Origin of the sequence: Bilophila wadsworthia ATCC 49260, assembly GCF_000701705.1 — a bacterium.
Classification (GTDB): Bacteria; Desulfobacterota; Desulfovibrionia; order Desulfovibrionales; family Desulfovibrionaceae; genus Bilophila; species Bilophila wadsworthia.
The window spans coordinates 152378-170465 of sequence record NZ_JNJP01000001.1 but is presented as its reverse complement, the minus strand read 5'-3'; the positions used below and the strand labels follow the sequence as shown (position 1 = coordinate 170465).

7 protein-coding genes are annotated in these 18088 nt (G+C 63.5%); all 7 read left to right on the top strand.

Going from position 1 to position 18088, the window contains the following annotated elements; translation table 11 throughout:
* Positions 1-9 precede the first annotated feature (9 nt).
* The 7 genes from T370_RS0100715 to T370_RS0100685 all read left to right on the top strand — a co-directional run bounded on the left by T370_RS0100715 (position 10) and on the right by T370_RS0100685 (position 18066).
* On the top strand, positions 10-6300 hold the full coding sequence (locus T370_RS0100715) for a non-ribosomal peptide synthetase (RefSeq protein ID WP_248604181.1): 6291 nt from the start codon (positions 10-12) through the stop codon (positions 6298-6300).
* On the top strand, positions 6297-8420 hold the full coding sequence (locus tag T370_RS0100710; RefSeq protein WP_029434402.1) for a TonB-dependent receptor: 2124 nt from the start codon (positions 6297-6299) through the stop codon (positions 8418-8420). Before T370_RS0100715 ends, T370_RS0100710 begins: the two co-directional genes overlap by 4 nt.
* A 128-nt stretch (positions 8421-8548) precedes the next feature.
* A complete protein-coding gene (locus tag T370_RS0100705) occupies positions 8549-10945 on the top strand; it encodes an efflux RND transporter permease subunit (protein WP_029434401.1) in 2397 nt (798 codons plus the stop codon).
* On the top strand, positions 10942-12045 hold the full coding sequence (locus T370_RS0100700; RefSeq protein ID WP_029434400.1) for a saccharopine dehydrogenase NADP-binding domain-containing protein: 1104 nt from the start codon (positions 10942-10944) through the stop codon (positions 12043-12045). Before T370_RS0100705 ends, T370_RS0100700 begins: the two co-directional genes overlap by 4 nt.
* Positions 12042-12470: a hypothetical protein gene (locus T370_RS0100695; RefSeq protein WP_029434399.1), complete on the top strand. Its 429-nt coding sequence runs from the start codon at positions 12042-12044 to the stop codon at positions 12468-12470. Before T370_RS0100700 ends, T370_RS0100695 begins: the two co-directional genes overlap by 4 nt.
* Positions 12471-12472: 2 nt before the next feature.
* Positions 12473-13642, top strand: a complete 1170-nt coding sequence (locus T370_RS0100690; protein WP_029434398.1) for an SDR family oxidoreductase — start codon at positions 12473-12475, stop codon at positions 13640-13642.
* Entirely contained in the window at positions 13639-18066 is a 4428-nt protein-coding gene (locus T370_RS0100685; RefSeq protein ID WP_248604180.1) for an acyl-CoA dehydratase activase, read from the top strand. Before T370_RS0100690 ends, T370_RS0100685 begins: the two co-directional genes overlap by 4 nt.
* Positions 18067-18088: the final 22 nt, after the last annotated feature.

The window sequence follows — 18088 nt, the reverse complement described above, 5'->3', positions numbered from 1 at the left end:
AAGAGGACAATGATGAACCAGATCCATCCCGAACCGCTTTCGGGCACGCTCGTCGACATTCTGGAGGAGACGGCGGCCCGGTATCCCGAACATGGCATTTTCCATGTCGCGTCGGGGGACACCTCGGAGGAGTTCCAGAGCTACCCCGAATTGCTGCGCAACGCCAAGGAGATGGCGCAGGTGCTGTACCGGCGCGGGCTCCGGCCCCGTACGCCGCTGATCCTTTCGGTGGACGCTTCGCGCACGTTCCTTGAAATCTTTTGGGGATGCCTGTTCAGCGGCGTCCTGCCAGCGCCGCTCGCCCACATGCGCACGCCCAAAGCGGATTCGATGGAGGCGCAGAAGATTTTTCACGTCTGGGAGGCAATCAAGGCTCCCATCGTGGCCGATTCGTCCAACGAGCGGGCCTTTGCCGTGCTGACGGACATGTTCAAAGGGACGGGGGCCACGCTCATAGCCAGCGAAGACCTCATCACGGAGGCCCGCATCGTCGATTTCCAGGAGGACGACCGCTACATCCCGCAGCATGACGATTCCGCCGTGCTCCAGTTCTCCTCCGGCAGCACGGGTATGCCCAAGGGCGCGCGCCTCACGCACCGCAACCTCATTGCGAACATCCGCGCCCTGCGGGCCATCGAAGGCGGCACATCCGAGGACAGGCTGGTGACGTGGCTGCCGTACTTCCATGATTTCGGGCTGTTCGGATGCCACCTCATGCCTATGCTCGCGGGCATGGATCAGATCAAGATGGACCCGTTCCAGTTCGCCCAGCGCCCGTTCCTGTGGATGGAAAAAATCCACGAGCACCGGGGCACCATCACCTCCGCCACCAATACCGGCATCGAGCATCTTTCCGCATACATAGGCTTGCGTGCCGACCGGCTGCCCGAAGTGGATCTCTCGTGCCTCAAAGTGTGGACGGTGGGCGCGGAAATGATTTCCGCCGAATCGTGCCGCATCCTGCAGGAGCAGCTCGCGCCGATGGGCCTCGCCCCGCACCTGCTCATGCCCGGCTACGGGCTTACCGAGACGACGCTGGTGGCGACGTGCCACCCTCGCAATACCCCGGTGAAGACGTTCACCCTCGACCGCAGGCTCATGGTGTCGGAGCAGGTTGTCCGCTACGTGCCCAAAGGCGAAGACGCGGCCGAGTTCACCAGCGTGGGCAAGCCCGTCCAGTATTGCGAAGTCCGCATTGCCGACAAGGACGGCAAGCCCCTGCCCGCCGACCGTGTGGGCGTGGTGGAAATCCGGGGGGACAACGTCATCTCCGACTACTTCGACAATCCCGAAGCGACCGAGTCCTCGTTCAACGGGGAGTGGTTCTCCACCGGCGACATGGGCTTCATGGACGCCGAGGGCGACCTGTGCATCGTTGGCCGTTCCAAGGAAATCATCATCGTGCGCGGGCAGAACTATTACCCCGCCGACATCGAGCACATCGCCCTGTCCGGCATGGAAAAGGCGTTCCGGCTCGTGGTAGCGTGCGGCGTGTACGATCCCCGGGAAGGCCGCGAGATCATCCTGATGTTCTACATCCCGGCGAAAAAGGGCGCTGATGCGGAACTGGCGCAGCTCCTGCACCGCATGAACGAACAGGTTTCCACACTCGCCGGGTTCTCCGTCGACCGCTTCATAGCCGCGCGGCAGGGCGACATCCCGCGCACGTCCAGCGGAAAGGTCATGCGCAAGGCGCTGTGCGAGGGCTACCTCAACGGCGATTTCGACGGCAAGATCACCGTGCTTGAGCATGAGGAGCCCGTCCTCGATCCCGCTTCGATGGATCACGAGCAGATCGTGCTCGGCGTGTGGAGCGACGTGCTTGAACTGCCCGTTGACGCCATCGGCAGGAAGAAGAACCTGTTCCGCCTCGGCGGGGATTCCATCCGGGCCATGCGTATGCAGGCGCGGCTTGAGGACATCTACCGGGCCAAGATGGAAAGCAATTTCTGCTACCTGTTCCCCACGGTGGAGCAGCAGGTGCAGTATTTCCGCACCCGCGACTTCAGCATCGAGCCGCCTCAGAACGAGATCGAGGCGCTTCTTCAGAAGATCGTGGCTTCCAGCCTCGGCATCAAAGCCGAAGCCGTGAGCGTCAGCGCGGAACTCATGCCCCTCATCGGGGACATCTCCAAGGCGTTCGCCCTGTTCGACGCTATCCGCGAGGTGTTTGCGGAAGCGGAGATCGGCGAGGACTTCCTGCGTCTGACCACCATCCGGCAGATGGCGGACTACCTGTGGCCCCGCGTCTTTTGCGAAACGCACGCGGACGGCGACGTGGCCTACTTTCCGCTGATGCATTTTCAGGAAACGTTGTATTTCCACCGCAAAGGCTTCGTGCAGAACGAGCCGAGCGGCCTGAGCTGCTACATCTACCTCAACGCCCGCATGGACGGCGACTTCCGGCCCGACGTGTTTGACAAGGCGCTGAACTATGTGGTCGGCCGCCATCCCATCATGCGCTCGGTCATCGACGAGGAACGCGAGAAGCCCCGTTTCAAGGTCTTCAAAACGGTGCCCGAAGTGCACGCCAGACATATCGACGTGTCGCATCTGCCGCCTTCGGAGGAACGGGCCTACATCCTGCAGCGCGGCCTCGAACTCAACGACTACCGTTTCGATCTGGGCGAATGGCCCCTGTTCTTCTGCGAGATCACGAAATTCGCCAATGATCGCTATGTGTTCGCCATGAACATCGACCACATGCTCGTGGACGGCTTCAGCTACATGCAGGTGTTCGACGAACTGTTCAACACCTACGACCGCATGGTGCTCGGCGAGCCGTGGGAATTGCCCGAAGCGGCCATGACCTTCGGCGACTATGTGCGTGTGGAAAACCTGCGCCAGCGCACGCAGGAATACAAGAACGCGCTGGAGTTCCAGCTCGGGCTGTTCAAGGATCTGCCCTCCAAGGCCCTCCTGCCCACCAAGCGCAACCCGGCCCTGTTGAAAGAAGTGTATTTCGACACCTTCTATCAGGAGATCCGGCCCGAAATCATCGAGGGCCTCAACGCCATTGCCGCCGAGGAGCAGATCAGCCTCAACGCCCTGCTGCTCGCGGCCTACTTCAAGCTGATGAACGTGTGGTGCCATCAGGACGACATGATCATCAACATGCCGGTGTTCAACCGCGAACAGTATTTCGCCGGGGCCCGCAAGACCGTGGGCAGCTTCATCGACATCTTCCCGGTACGCCTGCAGACCCACTTCGACGAGCCCATCGTCCAGATCGCCCGCAAGGCCGAGGCGTTCACCCGCAAGCTCCTTGAGGTGCCCGTCTCCTCCATCGAGCTCTCCCGCGAGCTGTTCGAGCGGCAGGGCCTGCGCGCCACGTCCATGAGCTCGATCATCTTCAGCAACTCCATCGGGATGTACGCGGGCGAAGTCAGCGGCATGAAGACCATCAAGCTGGAGACGCCCGAATTCCGTACCGGCGCGCCGGGCACGTTCATCGATCTCGTGATCTACGACTACCGCGTGCGCCGCAACGACAACGACGTCTTCTACTTCAACTGGAACTATATCCGCGATCTCTTCGACCGCGAATTCATCGAGACGCTGGCGAAGCAGTACCACATCCTGCTCGAACAGCTCATCCGTTATCGGAATGAGCCGGATCATCCGTTCTCCGGCGAGGACATCGTGCCGGAGCGGTACCGTTCGCTCATCGCGTCGCTCAACCGTACCGAAGCGGCTATTCCCGAGTCCACGCTGCACGGCCTGATCGAAGAGCAGATCCGGCGTACCCCGGACAGCGAGGCCCTGACCTACGAAGGGCGGAGCCTCTCCTACGCGGCCTTCGGGAAGCGGGCCGATCAGGTGGCCGGGCTGCTGCGGCACCTCGGCGTCTCTTCCAACGAGTTCGTCGCGCTGTTCCTGAACCGCAGCTTCGACACGCTGGCGGGACAGCTCGGCATCATGAAGGCCGGGGCCGCCTACCTGCCCATTGGGGTTGACTATCCCACGGATCGTGTCGCCTACATGCTGGAGGACTCCGGGGCGCGGGTACTGCTCACCCAGTCCGCACACCTCAAGGAACTGGAAGGCGCGCTCGGCAGGGTGGAGCACATCCTCGTCATGGACGAGGGCGCAAGCGCCGCCGCCATCCCGGAATCGCTCCGGGAACGGGTCGTCATGCCGTCAGGCATCTATGTTGACCGCCCGGACGTGGCCCTGCCCGCCGGATCGCCGGACGACCTCGCGTACATGATCTATACCTCCGGTTCCACGGGCAAGCCCAAGGGGGCCATGATCACCCACCGGAACATCGTCAACTTCCTGACGTGGGTGAAGGAGGAACTAGGCATCACGGCGGCGGAACGGCTGGCCTTCGTGACCTCCTACGCCTTCGACATGACCATGACCAGCAACTGGACGCCGTTCCTCGTCGGGGCCTCGCTGCATGTGCTGTCCGAGGAAAAGACCAAGGACGTCAACAATCTGCTGCGCTTCATCAGCGAGAAGGGCATCACGTTCCTGAACATCACGCCTTCGCATTTCTCGCTGCTCTCCAGCGCGCGGGAATTCCTCGCCGATGCGGACATCCCCCTGCCGGAGTCCATGCGGGTTATGCTCGGCGGCGAGGTGATCAGCACCAAAGACCTCAACCAGTGGTTGAAGTTTTACCCCGGCCACCGGTTCATCAACGAATACGGCCCCACCGAGGCGACCGTGGCCTCGACGTACTTCAGGATCCCGGTCAACGCGGACAATCAGGTGGATCTGCCCGTGGTGCCCATCGGCAAGCCCGTCTACAACACCCAGATCTACATCCTGAACCGTTTCCGCGAGCATTGCATGCCCGGCGTGCCCGGCGAACTGTACATCGGCGGCATGGGCGTGAGCAGGGGCTACCACAACAAGCCGGAGAAGAACGCCGAAGCCTTCGTGCCCAATCCCTTCAACCCGGCTGATCCGTCCGACAGGCTCTACCGCACCGGAGACGTGGTGCGGATGCTCGACACCGGCGACCTCGAATTCCTCGGCCGCGAGGATCACCAGATCAACCTGCGCGGCTACCGCATCGAGGCGGGCGAGATCGAAAGCGCGCTGCGCGAGCACGAGTCCGTGACCGAGGCTGTGGTCGTGCCCCGCGAGGACACGGCGGGAAGCCTCACGCTGGTGGCCTTCCATACCGGTTCCGAGGTTCCCGCGGCGGCCCTGCGCGACCATCTCGCCAAACGGCTGCCCGAATACATGATCCCGGCCCACTTCGAGCTGCTCGGCGAAATGCCGTGCACGCCGAGCGGCAAGCTGGACAAGAACCGGCTCCCCGACGTGGTGATCGAGGCCGGGAAACGAGACGCCGCCGTGATCCGCCCGGTGACGGAACTGGAAAAGCGCATCACCGCCATCTGGGAGGATGTGCTCGGCGTCACGGATCTCGGCATGACCAGCAATTTCTGGGACGTGGGCGGCGACTCGCTCAAGGCCATGCGCCTCATCATGCGCATGAAGAAGGAAGGCTTCATCGACTTCGGCCTCAAGGAAGCCTTCGAATACCAGACGGTCGCCTCCATCGTGAGCCGCATCCTCCGCAAGGGCGAAGGCAAGGCGGAAGAGGCGGGCATCGTGGCGCTGACGGATGTGGAACGCCCTGAAGCAAGGCTCTTTTGCCTGCCCTACGCGTGCGGCAACCCTACCATGTACCGGCAGTTCGGCAGGCTGCTGCCCGCATCCTACGCCGTGCTCGCCGCGAACCTGCCCGGACACGGCAAGGCCGGGGAGCCCATGCGCTCCATTCCCGAAATGGCGGCCCTGTGCGTGGAGCAGCTTGCGGCCTTCAACGACGGCACGCCGCTGTTCCTGCTCGGCTACTCGTTCGGCGGGTTCCTCGCCTACGAGATCGCGCGGCGGCTTGAGGAAAAGGGGCGCCCCGTCGCCGGGGTCGTGCTGGTGGCGAGCCCGCCTCCGGGCGTGATCGGCGGCCTGCGGGCAATCATCGACAGCTCGGAGGACGAGATCGTGCGCGTCTCGAAGGAGGTCTATCATTACGATTTCGCGGAGATGACCGAAGCCGAGCGCCGGGACTATCTGAACACGCTCCGGGTGGACACGCAGGCGATGCTTGATTTCGCTTTCGGGGCCGCCGTGGAAGCCCCCATGCTGAACCTCGTCGGCACGCTTGAAGAGGAAGAAGAGCTGAAGACGATGGCCGAGGCGTGGAACGCGGTGTTCGCCAACCCGTCCCATGACCGGACGGAAGGCGCGCACATGCTGATCAAGACGCATCCGGAGGAACTGGCCGGGAAGGTCAGGCATTTCATGAACGAGCTGTTGAAAAGGGAAGGGAAGGCATGAAGAGAAACGGCATAGCGGGTATCCTTGCGGCGGTTTTGCTGTCGGCGTGGTCGCTGCCCGCTGGGGCGGAGGAAACCTATAAACTCGATCCCGTGCTGGTCACGGCCGAAAAGCGTACGGAGAACGTGCAGGACGTGCCGGTCAGCGTGACCGCCATTTCCGAGCAGCAGATCAAGGATTCGGGCATCCGCTCGATTCAGGATGTCGCCCGGCAGGTTCCGAACCTGTTCATCGCCAATTGGGGGTTCCGGGGCAACTCGTACGCCTTCATACGCGGCATCGGGGCCGTCAACAACGACCCGGCCATCGGCTTTTATGTGGACGACGTGAACTATATGGACTCCCGCGTGTTCGACACCAACCTGTTCGACATCGAGCGGATCGAAGTGCTGCGCGGGCCGCAGGGGACGTTGTACGGAAGGAACAGCCTTGGCGGCGTCGTCAACATCGTCACGAAAAAACCTGACAATGAATTTCATTATGGTCTTGAGCAGACGGTCGGCAATGAAAACCTCTACGAGACGACGCTCTACATGCGCGCGCCGCTCATCAAGGACAAGCTCTTCTTCGGCGTATCCGGCACGTCGGAGCAGATGGACGGCTACAACACAAACGACTTTCTGGACAAGAAGGTGGATCGCCGCCGGGGCCTCAACGGCAGGATGCAGCTGCGCTGGATGCCCACGGACAAGCTGGACGTCACGGCCAACGTGGACGGGGAAAAGGTCAACGACGGCGTATTCCCGCTGACGGACATGGATCAGGCCGACAAGAACCCGCACCACGTCTCCTATAACTACGAGGGCAGGGACAAGCGCGACACGCTCGGCTCCTCGCTGCGCGTGGCCTACGACGCGCCGTGGTTCAAGATGACCTCCATCACCGCCTACCGGGGATACAACGACGTGACCCGGAACGATCAGGACTTCACGCCCTATGACCTCATCACCGCCAGGGAGGATATCAAGGATCGCCAGTTCACGCAGGAATTCCGGTTCGCATCGCCCGAAGGCTCCGGGCCGCTCAAGTGGCTTGGCGGGCTGTACCTCTACAAGAAGCATCAGGATCACACGCTGGATTTGAACTACGGGCAGGGCGCCGCCGACATGGGCATGGTTCCGATGGCGATGACCAACACGGCGGATTCGGACATCAAGACTTACGGTTACGCCGTGTTCGGGCAAGCCACCTATACGCTGTTCGACAAGCTCGATCTGACCGCCGGGCTCCGCTACGAGTATGAGAAGAACAAGCTGGACTACGCCTCGGACTATCTCGCGGGCGGGATGGTCGTCCCCGGCATGAGCTCGGACATCAGAGGCCGGAAGCACGACGACGTGTTTCTGCCCAAGGCGCAGATCGCCTATCGCTGGACGCCGGACTTCATGACCTACGCCGGGGTGTCGCGCGGCTACCGCAGCGGCGGTTTCAACACGAGTTTCCTCGATGTGTCGGATCTGGCCTTTGATCCCGAATACAGCTGGAACTACGAGGTTGGCTTCAAGTCCTCGTGGTTCAACAACCGCGTCAACTTCAACACCTCGCTGTTCTACATCGACCTGAGCGACCAGCAGGTGACGCAGGTGCTGCCCACCGCGAACACGGTCATCCGTAACGCGGGCAAATCCAGAAGCATGGGCTTTGAAGTGGAAGCCTCCGCGCTGATCACGGAGGGCCTGCTTTTCGAGGGCAGCTTCGGGTATACGGACGCCAAGTACCGCCGCTATTCGGACAAGGTTTCCGGCATGGACTACGCGGGCAACCGCACGCCTCTGGCCCCCGAATACACCTACAACCTCGCGTTGCAGTACAGTCTGCCGCTGCTGGAGTCCTTCGACTTCTTCCACAAGGAGGACTCGCTCACATGGATCACCCGCGCCGAACTGCAGGGCGTCGGCAAGTTCTACTGGAACGACGCCAACACCCTCAAGCAGGATCCGTATGAGCTGGTGAACCTGCGCACGGGGCTGGAAACGGACAATTATTCCATCACGTTCTGGGCGAAGAACGTGTTCGACAAAAAGTACAATTGCGTGGCCTTCGCCTTCTCCGGCTCGTCGGCGCTCGCGCAGGTGGGGGCCCCGCGCTCCTTCGGCGTGACCTTCCGGGCCGATTTCTAAGCCGTACCCACCGTTCCCGGCCTGTCCGGGAGCGGCTCTGCCGCCCGGGGCCGATCCGCTGATCGGCCCCGGTTCCTCTCCACAGACGCAATCCGGCGGGAAGCCCCGCCGACTATCCGCAGGTGAGTATGTCCTCCTTTTTCTTTGGCCGCCTGACCGACTGGGTCCTCCGCAGACGGGGCGCGGTTGCCGTCCTGATCGTGCTGTTGACGGCGTTTTTCCTGTGGAAGATGCAGGATCTGCAATTCGACAATTCCAACGAGATATGGTTTTCCGAGGGCGATCCCTCGCTGGAGCGCATCAACACGTTTCACAAGCTCTTCGGGAACGACGATTTCGTCTATTTGGTGTTTGACGCGGACACGCTGTTCTCTCCCGAATCGCTGCGCCTGCTTTCCGATCTCGTGTCCGATATCCGTAAAAAGGTCCCGTACCTGCGCGACGTGACCTGGCTTGGGAACGCCGAGCGCATCGAAGCCGACGCCGAGGGGATCGTCGTTTCGGATTTCATCGATCCGGAAACGTACGACGCCGCGTCCATGCCGGAACTCCGGCGGCGGGCGCTGGCCGAGAAGAACTATCGGGACAACCTCATTTCCTCGGACGGGAAGACCGTGGGGATGCTCCTTGAAATGCGGACGTATCCCAGGGACAGCGTGGAGCCGCGCTCGGAAGTGACCCATGCGCTGCGCGAGGTGCTGGCGCAGCCGGAGTATGCCGGATTTTCGATCCACGCCGTGGGCCAGCCCATCCTGCACAACGACTACAACGAGCTGTCCTTCAAGGAATCCGCTACCTTTTTCGGGCTGTGCCTGCTCATCCAGATGGTTCTGCTGTTCTGGCTCGGCAAGGGCGTGCGCGGCGTGATAGGCCCCATTTCCGTGGTGGTGCTGAGCGTGATCTGGACGCTCGGCATGATTCAGGTGCTCGGCTTTACCCTGAATCTGTTCATTATCCTGATCCCGACCCTGCTGATCTGCGTGTGCATCGGCGATTCCATGCACATCATCGCCATCTATAACCAGCACCGCCGGGGAGGGCTCGGTGTCGTCGCGGCCCTGCGGCAGGCCATGTCCGAGACGGGTATGCCGTGCCTGCTCACCAGCCTGACCACGGCGGCGGGATTCCTCGGTTTCTGCGCGGCGGATATCCAGCCGTTCCGGGAAATGGGCGTCTACGCGTCCGTGGGCGCGCTCATGGCCTATATCCTCAGTATCCTCGTCGTGCTGCTCCTTTACAGTACTGAGAGGGATAAGGCGCCGTCCGCGCCCACTCCGGGGATGCCCGGTGCGCCCGCCCGTACTGCTTCCCCGTCAACGCCGATCCGGATCGGAACGCCGGACATCTTCGACCGTTTCCTCGGCAGGGTCTACCTGATCAATGTCCGGTATCCCAAAGTATTGCTGGCGCTGTTTGTGGTGCTGCTCGGGGTGTCCGTCTACGGATACACCTTGGTTGAGGTGGAGACGGGCACGGCCCGGATGCTCTCGAAGTCCCTCCCGCTGCGGCAGGCCTACGACTTTGTGGATGAACGCATGGGCGGTTCCATGTCCGTCGAGATCATGCTCGACACCGGGCGGGAGAACGGGGTGAAGTCGCAGGCGTTCCTGCGCGGGCTTGAGCGCCTCCAGCAGCACCTCGATGTATCGCCGCTGGTCACCAAAACGGTCAGCGTCCTCGATATCATCAAGAAAATCAACGAGTCCATGCATGGCGGGGACAAGGCGGCCTATGCGCTTCCCGACGGGGACGATGCCGCCATCGCCCAATATCTGCTGCTGTACGAAATGTCCGACGGGCGCGAGCTGGACAAGCTGGTGAGCTTCGACAGCCGCGTGGCCCGCCTGACCGCCAAGACCCGCACCCTCGGCACCGGGGACGTGCGCCGCCTGTCCGAGGACGTCGCCGCCTTCTCGCGGGGCGTGTTCGGGGACACGGTCAAGGTGCGCATGGCGGGGAACCTCGACTGGACGAAGTCCATGAACGACCTCCTCGCGGATGGCCAGCGCCAGAGCTTTCTGGCGGCCCTGCTGGTCGTGAGCGTGATCATGTGCTTCGCGCTCGGTTCCCTCCGGCTCGGCCTCCTCAGTATGCTGCCCAACATCTTCCCGGTATTCGTCACCCTCGGCCTGATGGGGGTGTCCGGGATTTACATGGACATGCCGCTCATGAGCTTCAGCGCGATCATCATCGGGGTGGTGGTCGACGACACGATACACTTCCTGTTTCATTACCGCGAATCCTTCGCCCGCACCGGCTCCTATGAGAAGGCGCTTGAAGAGACGCTGCTGTCCACCGGGCGGCCCATGCTGTTCACGACCATGACCATGCTGTGCGGGTTCTCCGTGCTCCTGTTCTCGGACATGGTGGGCGTGGTAAAGTTTGGGGGGCTCGGCTGCTTCGCCTTTGGCTGGGCGTTGTTCGCGGATTATTTTCTCGTACCCGCCATACTGCTGACATTCCGTCCGCTTAAAGCCCCTTCCAACCCTCCTTTTTCCGGGGAGACGGCGCGGAGGGGCGTATGAACGGCCGTATGATCGGGGTGATTGGCGGTACTGGCCGGGTGGGGCGCGAATGTCTCCGCTATCTGCATGAAAACACGGCGTTCGGGTTGCTCATCGGCGGGAGGAAGCCGCCGAGGGAAGCGCTTCCCGGTTCCTTCCTGTCCGTGGATGTCTTTGACGAAGCTTCGCTCGCCCGTTTTTGCGGACAATGCTCCCTTGTCATCAACTGCGCGGGGCCCGCTTCCGCCGTCCGGGAACGGGTGGCCGCCGCTGCGCTGGCCGGCGGCTGCCATTACGTTGATCCGGGCGGGTATACGCCGCTGTTTCCGATACTCTCTTCCCGGAGGCCGGAAATCCGCGCCAAGCGGCTGACGTTCCTGCTCACGCTCGGCATCCTGCCGGGCCTGTCCGAACTCTTCCCCGTGTATGTGGCCCGGACGTGCTTCGATCAGGTGGAAGGCTTTGAATACGCGTGCGTGGGGCGGGATCGCTGGACGTTCCCGTCCGCGTGGGACATCGCGTGGGGCGTCGGCAACATCGGCAACGGCGAAGCGCCCGTCTACTACGAACAGGGCGTGCGCAGGCAGGCCGGGCTGCTCGCTTCGGGCAGGCGCATGGATCTTCCCGCGCCCGTGGGGAGGCATACGGTCTTCCGGCTGATGCGCGATGACTTGCAGCGGTTTGTCGAGGAGTCGGGCATCAGCGAGGCGCACGTGTACGGCAACAACTGGGGGCGCTGGGTAACTCTTGCCACGGTGCTGGTACGGCTGGCCGGATGGTACGGCACGGAACGGCGGCTGGCGCAGTCGGCCCGGCTGATCATGCGGGCGGCGGAACTGGACATGCGCGGCAGGAAGCCGGGGTTCATGCTGCACTTGCGTATGCGCGGGACGCTGCGGGGCCAGCCCCGGAGCGTGGTCAGGACGTTGTTCCTTGAGGATACCTATCGGGCCACCGGATTGTGCGCCGCCATCGGCGCGCGCCTTGCGGCGGAGGGTATGGAGCCGGATGTGTTCCGGGCGGCGCAGATGCCGGATCCGCAAGCCTTCATGCGGCATTTTCTGGCGCAGGGATATGTGATTACCGGGGGCGCTCTTCCCGGAGAATGGGGGCGCCTATGAAACTGTATGCCCGCCTCGTGGTCGCGCTCGGGTTCCCCATCGCGGCGGTGTGCACCCTGTCGCTGCCGTTGATCCTGCTCGGCGCCGTCGCCCCGGACCCGCGCCCGTGGAACTGGCCCACCGTGTACATCGTCGATTTCCTGTACGGGCTGGCGCTGTTCTCGCAGCTTGTGGGCTTCCTGTGCCGCACCTCGCGCAATCGGCTCTGGACGGCGGCTGTGGGCGGCTATACGGCCCTCGCCTTCGGTCAGGCCGCACTGGAGGCGCTGCTTGACCTGCTCGGCGTGCAGCCAGCCCCCATTACCGCAAAATGGTTCATTTTCATCTTCATGTCCGCCGGGCTGATCCTCGGGGCGCTGATGCTGCTGCTCGCGTTCCGGCATGGGCGGTACTGGACGGCGTTTTCCCTTTCTCAGGAGCGTTGAACATGACGAATCTTGCCTCTGCCCCGGCTTACGGACGGCCCGGCGTGTTGCTCACCGGCGCGACCGGTTTTCTCGGCGGCTATCTCCTCAAGGAACTTGTCGAGCGTACCGAAATGCCGATCTATTGCCTGACCCGTTCGGACGGCACGCTCGGCGCGCGGGCCCGGCTCATGGACAACCTGCATTTCCTGTTTGGTGCGGACGCCGTGGAAGCGTGGCCGCTTGAGCGCATCGCCATCGTGGAAGGGGATCTGGCGAAAGAGCGGTTCGGACTTTCCGAAGCGGGATATGCGGAGCTCGCGGAGCGCACGGGCGCGGTCTTCCACGCCGCCGCCATGCTCTGGCATTTCGGCAAGCTGGAACAGTTCCTGAAAGTGAACGTGCAGGGCACGGAAAACCTGCTCGCCTTCTGCTCGGCAGGAATGCCCAAGACGCTGAACCACATTTCGACGCTGGCGGTGAGCGGGCGGCGCTGCGACAACCCAAAGAACCTGTTCACGGAAGCGGACTTCCACGAAAGCATGGAATGCCCCAACGTGTACGTCGAAACCAAATACGAGGCGGAAAAGCGCCTGCGTCCCGCCATGCTCGCCGGGCACGCTGTGCGGATTTTCCGTCCGGGCTTTATTATGGGCGATTCGAAGACGGGCCGCTTCAAGAAGCACATCACGTCCGACGCCCAGTATCTGCACCTTCAGGGGCACATATTCATGCGCACGGCCCCGCCGCTGTATGACGACGACTACATGGATCTGACTCCGGTGGATTATGCCGCGGCGGCCATCGTCCACATCGCGTTCCAGCCGGACACGCCTCCGGGCACGTATCATGTGTGCAACCCGCAGCCCATCCTCAAGTCCCAGATCTGGGACATCATCCGTGACTACGGGTTCCCCGTGCGCACCGTGCCAGCGGAGCGTTACCTTGAGGAAGTGCTTGATTCGGACGACGAACTTTTCTTGCGCGGCCTGCAAAGCGTGATCGTCTATCTGGGCGACTACGAGAAGTCCCCCGCTATCTTTGATGCCAGCGAAACGCTGCGGCGGCTCAAGGGATCGGGCATAAGCTGCCCGCCGCCCGATCCGGCCCTGCTGCGCCGCTATCTGGACTATTGCGTCGACATCGGCTTCCTGCCGCATCCCTCAACGCTTGGCGGGCTTGAATGGTCATGAGCGCTTCGTCTTTTTCCGGTTTTCCCGCGGATGCCCGCATTCTTGGCTTGGACATTGGTTCAATAAGTGTCGATGTGGTCCTTCTCGACGGGTTGGGGACACCCCTGTACAGCCGGTATGTCCGTCATCACGGACAGCCGGATAAGGTGTTGTGCGCCGAGCTTGAGGCGCTGGAGCGGACGCACGCAGGCATCGCCGCGGCGGTCACGGGCACGGGCGCGGATCGTGTGGGCCGTCTGCTCGGCGCGTGCGCTGTAAACGAGGTCATCGCGCAGGTGGCGGCGGCTTCGTCCCGCTACCCGCAGGCGCGTTCCGTCATCGACATCGGCGGGCAGGACAGCAAGTACATCCAGCTTGAGCCCGCCGGGGAGGGGGACGGCCTGCGGCTCAAGGACTTTTCGGTCAGCTCCATGTGCGCGTCCGGCACGGGCAGCTTCCTCGATCAGCAGGCTACCCGCCTCGGCCTCGACATCGAAACCGAATTCGGGGAGGCCGCGCTCCGGTCGCGGGCTCCCGCCCGTATTGCCGGGCGCTGCTCGGTCTTTGCCAAGTCGGACATGATCCACCTCCAGCAGAAGGGCACCCCCGTAGAGGACATCGTAGCCGGGCTGTGCCACGCGCTGGCCCGCAGCTTCAAGGCCAACGTGGTGGGTGTGAAGGCGTTGGAACTGCCCGTGGCGCTGGTCGGCGGGGTTGCCGCCAACGCGGGCGTAGTCAAGGCCCTGCGTTCCGTCCTGCACCTTGAGGAGGATGGGTTGTTCGTGCCCGAGGATTTCGCGCTTTCCGGCGCGTTCGGCGCGGCGTTGTTCCTGCTTGGAGGGCAGGGGGAAGCCGTACCCTACAAGGGGCTGGCCGCGTTCCGGGAAGGGCTCCGGCAGCGGGTGCCCATGAAAACGCTGGTTCCGTTGCAGCCCGTCAGCGTGTCTCCTCCGGGATGCCGGGGAGCGTCGGATGAAGGGCCGAAGGTTTCCGCGGGATTCATGCCGCCGCTCCGTCCGTCCGCCTCCTCCCTGCCGGACGGAGCGGGAACGCGCGGTCTGCCGGGGCGTCCCGAGGCGCGCATCCCGGAGGGCGGCTCTCCGTCCTCCGCACCCCGCGAGCCGGCGGCTTCCCCGCTCGCGGCGGACGACGGCGACTCGATCCGGAGCAGCCTGTGCCTGCCGCTGGAGCGCCGTACCCGGGTGTTCCTCGGCATCGACATCGGTTCCATCTCCACCAATATCGTGCTCATGGATGAAAACCGTGAGGTCGTGGCGAAGTACTACCTCATGACCGCCAGCCGTCCCATCGAGGCGGTGCGGACGGGGTTCCGGGATATCCTTGAACGGTACGGGGAGCTTGCGGACGTGCAGGCCGTGGGCGTGACCGGTTCGGGGCGCCACCTCATCGGGGATCTGGCCGGGGCGGACGTGGTGGTCAACGAGATCACGGCCCATGCCACGGCTTCGGCGTTCATCTGCCCGGAGGTGGACACCATTTTCGAGATCGGAGGGCAGGATTCCAAGTACGTGCGGCTGGAGAATGGCCTCGTCAAGGATTTCACCATGAACAAGGCCTGCGCCGCCGGGACGGGCAGCTTCCTTGAAGAACAGGCGGAAAAGCTCGGCATCAGCATCAAGCGGGATTTCGCGCGTCTGGCCCTTGCCGCTGAGCACCCCGTGGACTGCGGCGAGCAGTGTACCGTGTTCATCGACTCCGAGGTGGTGCGCCACCAGCAGCGGGGCACGCCGGTCAGCGACATCGCCGGGGGCCTCGCCTACAGCATCGCCACCAACTATCTGCACAGGGTCGTGGAAAAGCGGCCCGTGGGCGATCATATCCTGTTTCAGGGCGGGGTGGCCTTCAATACGGCGGTGCTTGCGGCCTTTGAGCGGCTCACCGGGAAGGCGATCACAGTACCCCCGCACAATGAGGTGATGGGGGCCATCGGGTGCTGCCTCATCGCGCGGCGCAAGATGCTGGAAACGCCGGGGTTCGCCACCGGGTTCACAGGGTTTGGGGTGCTCGAAAAAGGGTACCGGCAGGAATCCTTCCAGTGCAATTTGTGCGCGAACCAGTGCGATATCAGCAAGATATTGGTCGAAGGGCATCGGCCCCTGTTTTATGGCGGACGGTGCGAACGCTACGAGGTGCGGCGCTCTTCGGGGGGCGAGGGCCTGCGGGATCTGTTCGCGGAGCGCGAACGCCTGCTCATGTCGGCCTACCAGCCGAAGGACAAGGCGGGCTCGAGGGGCGTCATCGGCTATCCCCGTATGCTGACTTTCCATGAATATTACCCGTTCTTTCAGGCCTTTTTCTCGGAACTGGGCTTTTCGCTCCTGCTTTCGCCGCCCACCAACGCGGAGATCGTCCGGCGGGGCGTTTCCGGGGTGGCCAGCGCCGCCTGCTTCCCTACCAAGGTGGCGCACGGACATGCGGCGTGGATGAAGGAGGCCGTGCTGGAAGGCAAGGCCGGGGCCATGCTTATCCCGTCCCTGCGGGAAACGTTCCCCACCGCCGAGGCGCATCCCTATGCCAACCATTGCAGCTACATCCAGTTCATCCCCGATCTGGTGAATGAGGCGTTCAAACTGGAGGCGTCCGGCATCCGGCTGATCCGTCCGGCGCTGCATTTCCGCATGGGGCGGGAGCAGGTGCTGCGCGAACTGGAACGTACGGCGGCGTCCCTCGGCGTCTCTTCAAGGGCGGAGGTGCGGCGCGCCTGCGATGAGGCCTATGCCGCGCAGGCCCGGTTCCGCGAGGCCCGCAACGCCCTCGGCAGGGAGGCGCTCGACGCTCTGGGGCCGGACGGCAAGGCCGTGGTGCTGGTGGGCAAGGCCCACAACATCCACGATCCCGGCACCAACTTGAACCTTGCCCGCATCCTGCGGGGCATGGGCATCCAGACCATCCCCAGCGATCTGCTGGATCTGTTCCATTCGCCGGATGTGGGCGAGGCGTGGCGCAATATGACGCTTGCGATGGGGCAGCGCACGCTTGCCGCCGCCGACATCATCCGGCGGGACGCGCGGCTCAACGCCATCTATCTGGCGAATTTCGGCTGCGTCAACGATTCCATGTACCCGCGTTTCTTTGGCAGGGAAATGGGCGAAAAGCCGTTCCTGCTGCTTGAGATCGACGAGCATTCCGCCGAGGCGGGCGTGGTCACGCGCTGCGAGGCGTTCCTTGATGCTGTGGCGAACTTCGACGCCGCGCGGGAGATCGCGCCCCGGCGCACGCGCAAGATCGAATTCGATCCCGGCGGTGATCGCGTGCTGTACCTGCCCCATGCCGCCAACGGCATGGCGGTGTGGGCCGCCGCGCTCAGGGCGCACGGCATCAACGCCAAACTCCTCCCGCCGCCCGACAAGCGGAGCCTCGAATGGGGCCGCCGCTGCCTCGACGGGAAGGAGTGTCTGCCCTGCACCCTCATGACCGGGGATATGGTGCGTCTGATCAAGGAGGACGGCGTGGACCCGGCGAAGGCCGCGTTCTTCATGCCCGGCTCGTGCGGGAGCTGCCGCTACGACCTTTTCAATACGCTCCAGCAGATCGTCTTTGAGGATATGGGGCTCGGCGGGGCGGCGCTTGTGGACGAGTATCAGGGTGCAAACCGCAAGCTCCACGCGATCATGTCCGGGGCCTCCTGCGGCATGTTGGCGTGGCGCGGCTTTATTGCGGCGGACATCTTGGAAAAGCTGCGCCTGCACATCCGGCCCTACGAGACCGGGGCGGGGGACACGGACAGGGCCTACTACGCCTGCCTCGACCGGCTCGTGGAGGTCGTGGAGGCAAAGGGCGACGTGGAGCGGGCCGTGATCGGCATGGTGGAAGCCATGCGCGCCGTGCCCGTGGATCGGAGCAGGCCGCGTCCCCTCATCGGGCTCGTGGGCGAGGCGTACCTCCGCAACGTGGATTACGCCAGCAACAACATCATCCAGAGTGTGGAGCAGATGGGCGGGGAGATACGTATGCCCGCGATCATGGAGGTGCTGTGGTACTCGCTCTACAAGCAGCGGTACTTTCAGGAACTGGGGCGGCACCGCGTTAAGGCGTTCATCCACCGCGTCCAGCACGGCATCCTAAACCGCATTGAGCGCAAGATGCGCCGCCATGCGGCCTCCGTGCTTCCCGATCCGTATGAAAAGCCCATCTGGGAGGTCATCGGGCAGAGCGGCCTGAGCCTCGATGCGGGCCTCGGTTTCGGGGCGTCCGTGGAAATGGCCCGGAGCGGCATCAGCGGGATCATCCACGCCATTCCCTTCAACTGCGTGCCGGGCACGGTGATCCAGGGCCTTGAGGGGCGCTTCCGTTCGCTGTTCCCCGGCATCCCGTTCATGACCGTAGGGTTCAGCGGGCAGGCCGATCTCGGCGTCCGCATCCGTCTCGAAGCGCTGGTGCACCAGTGCCGGAGCCTCGCCCCGGGGCACGCCGCCAGAATGTAACCCTTACCCGTTCACGGCGCGG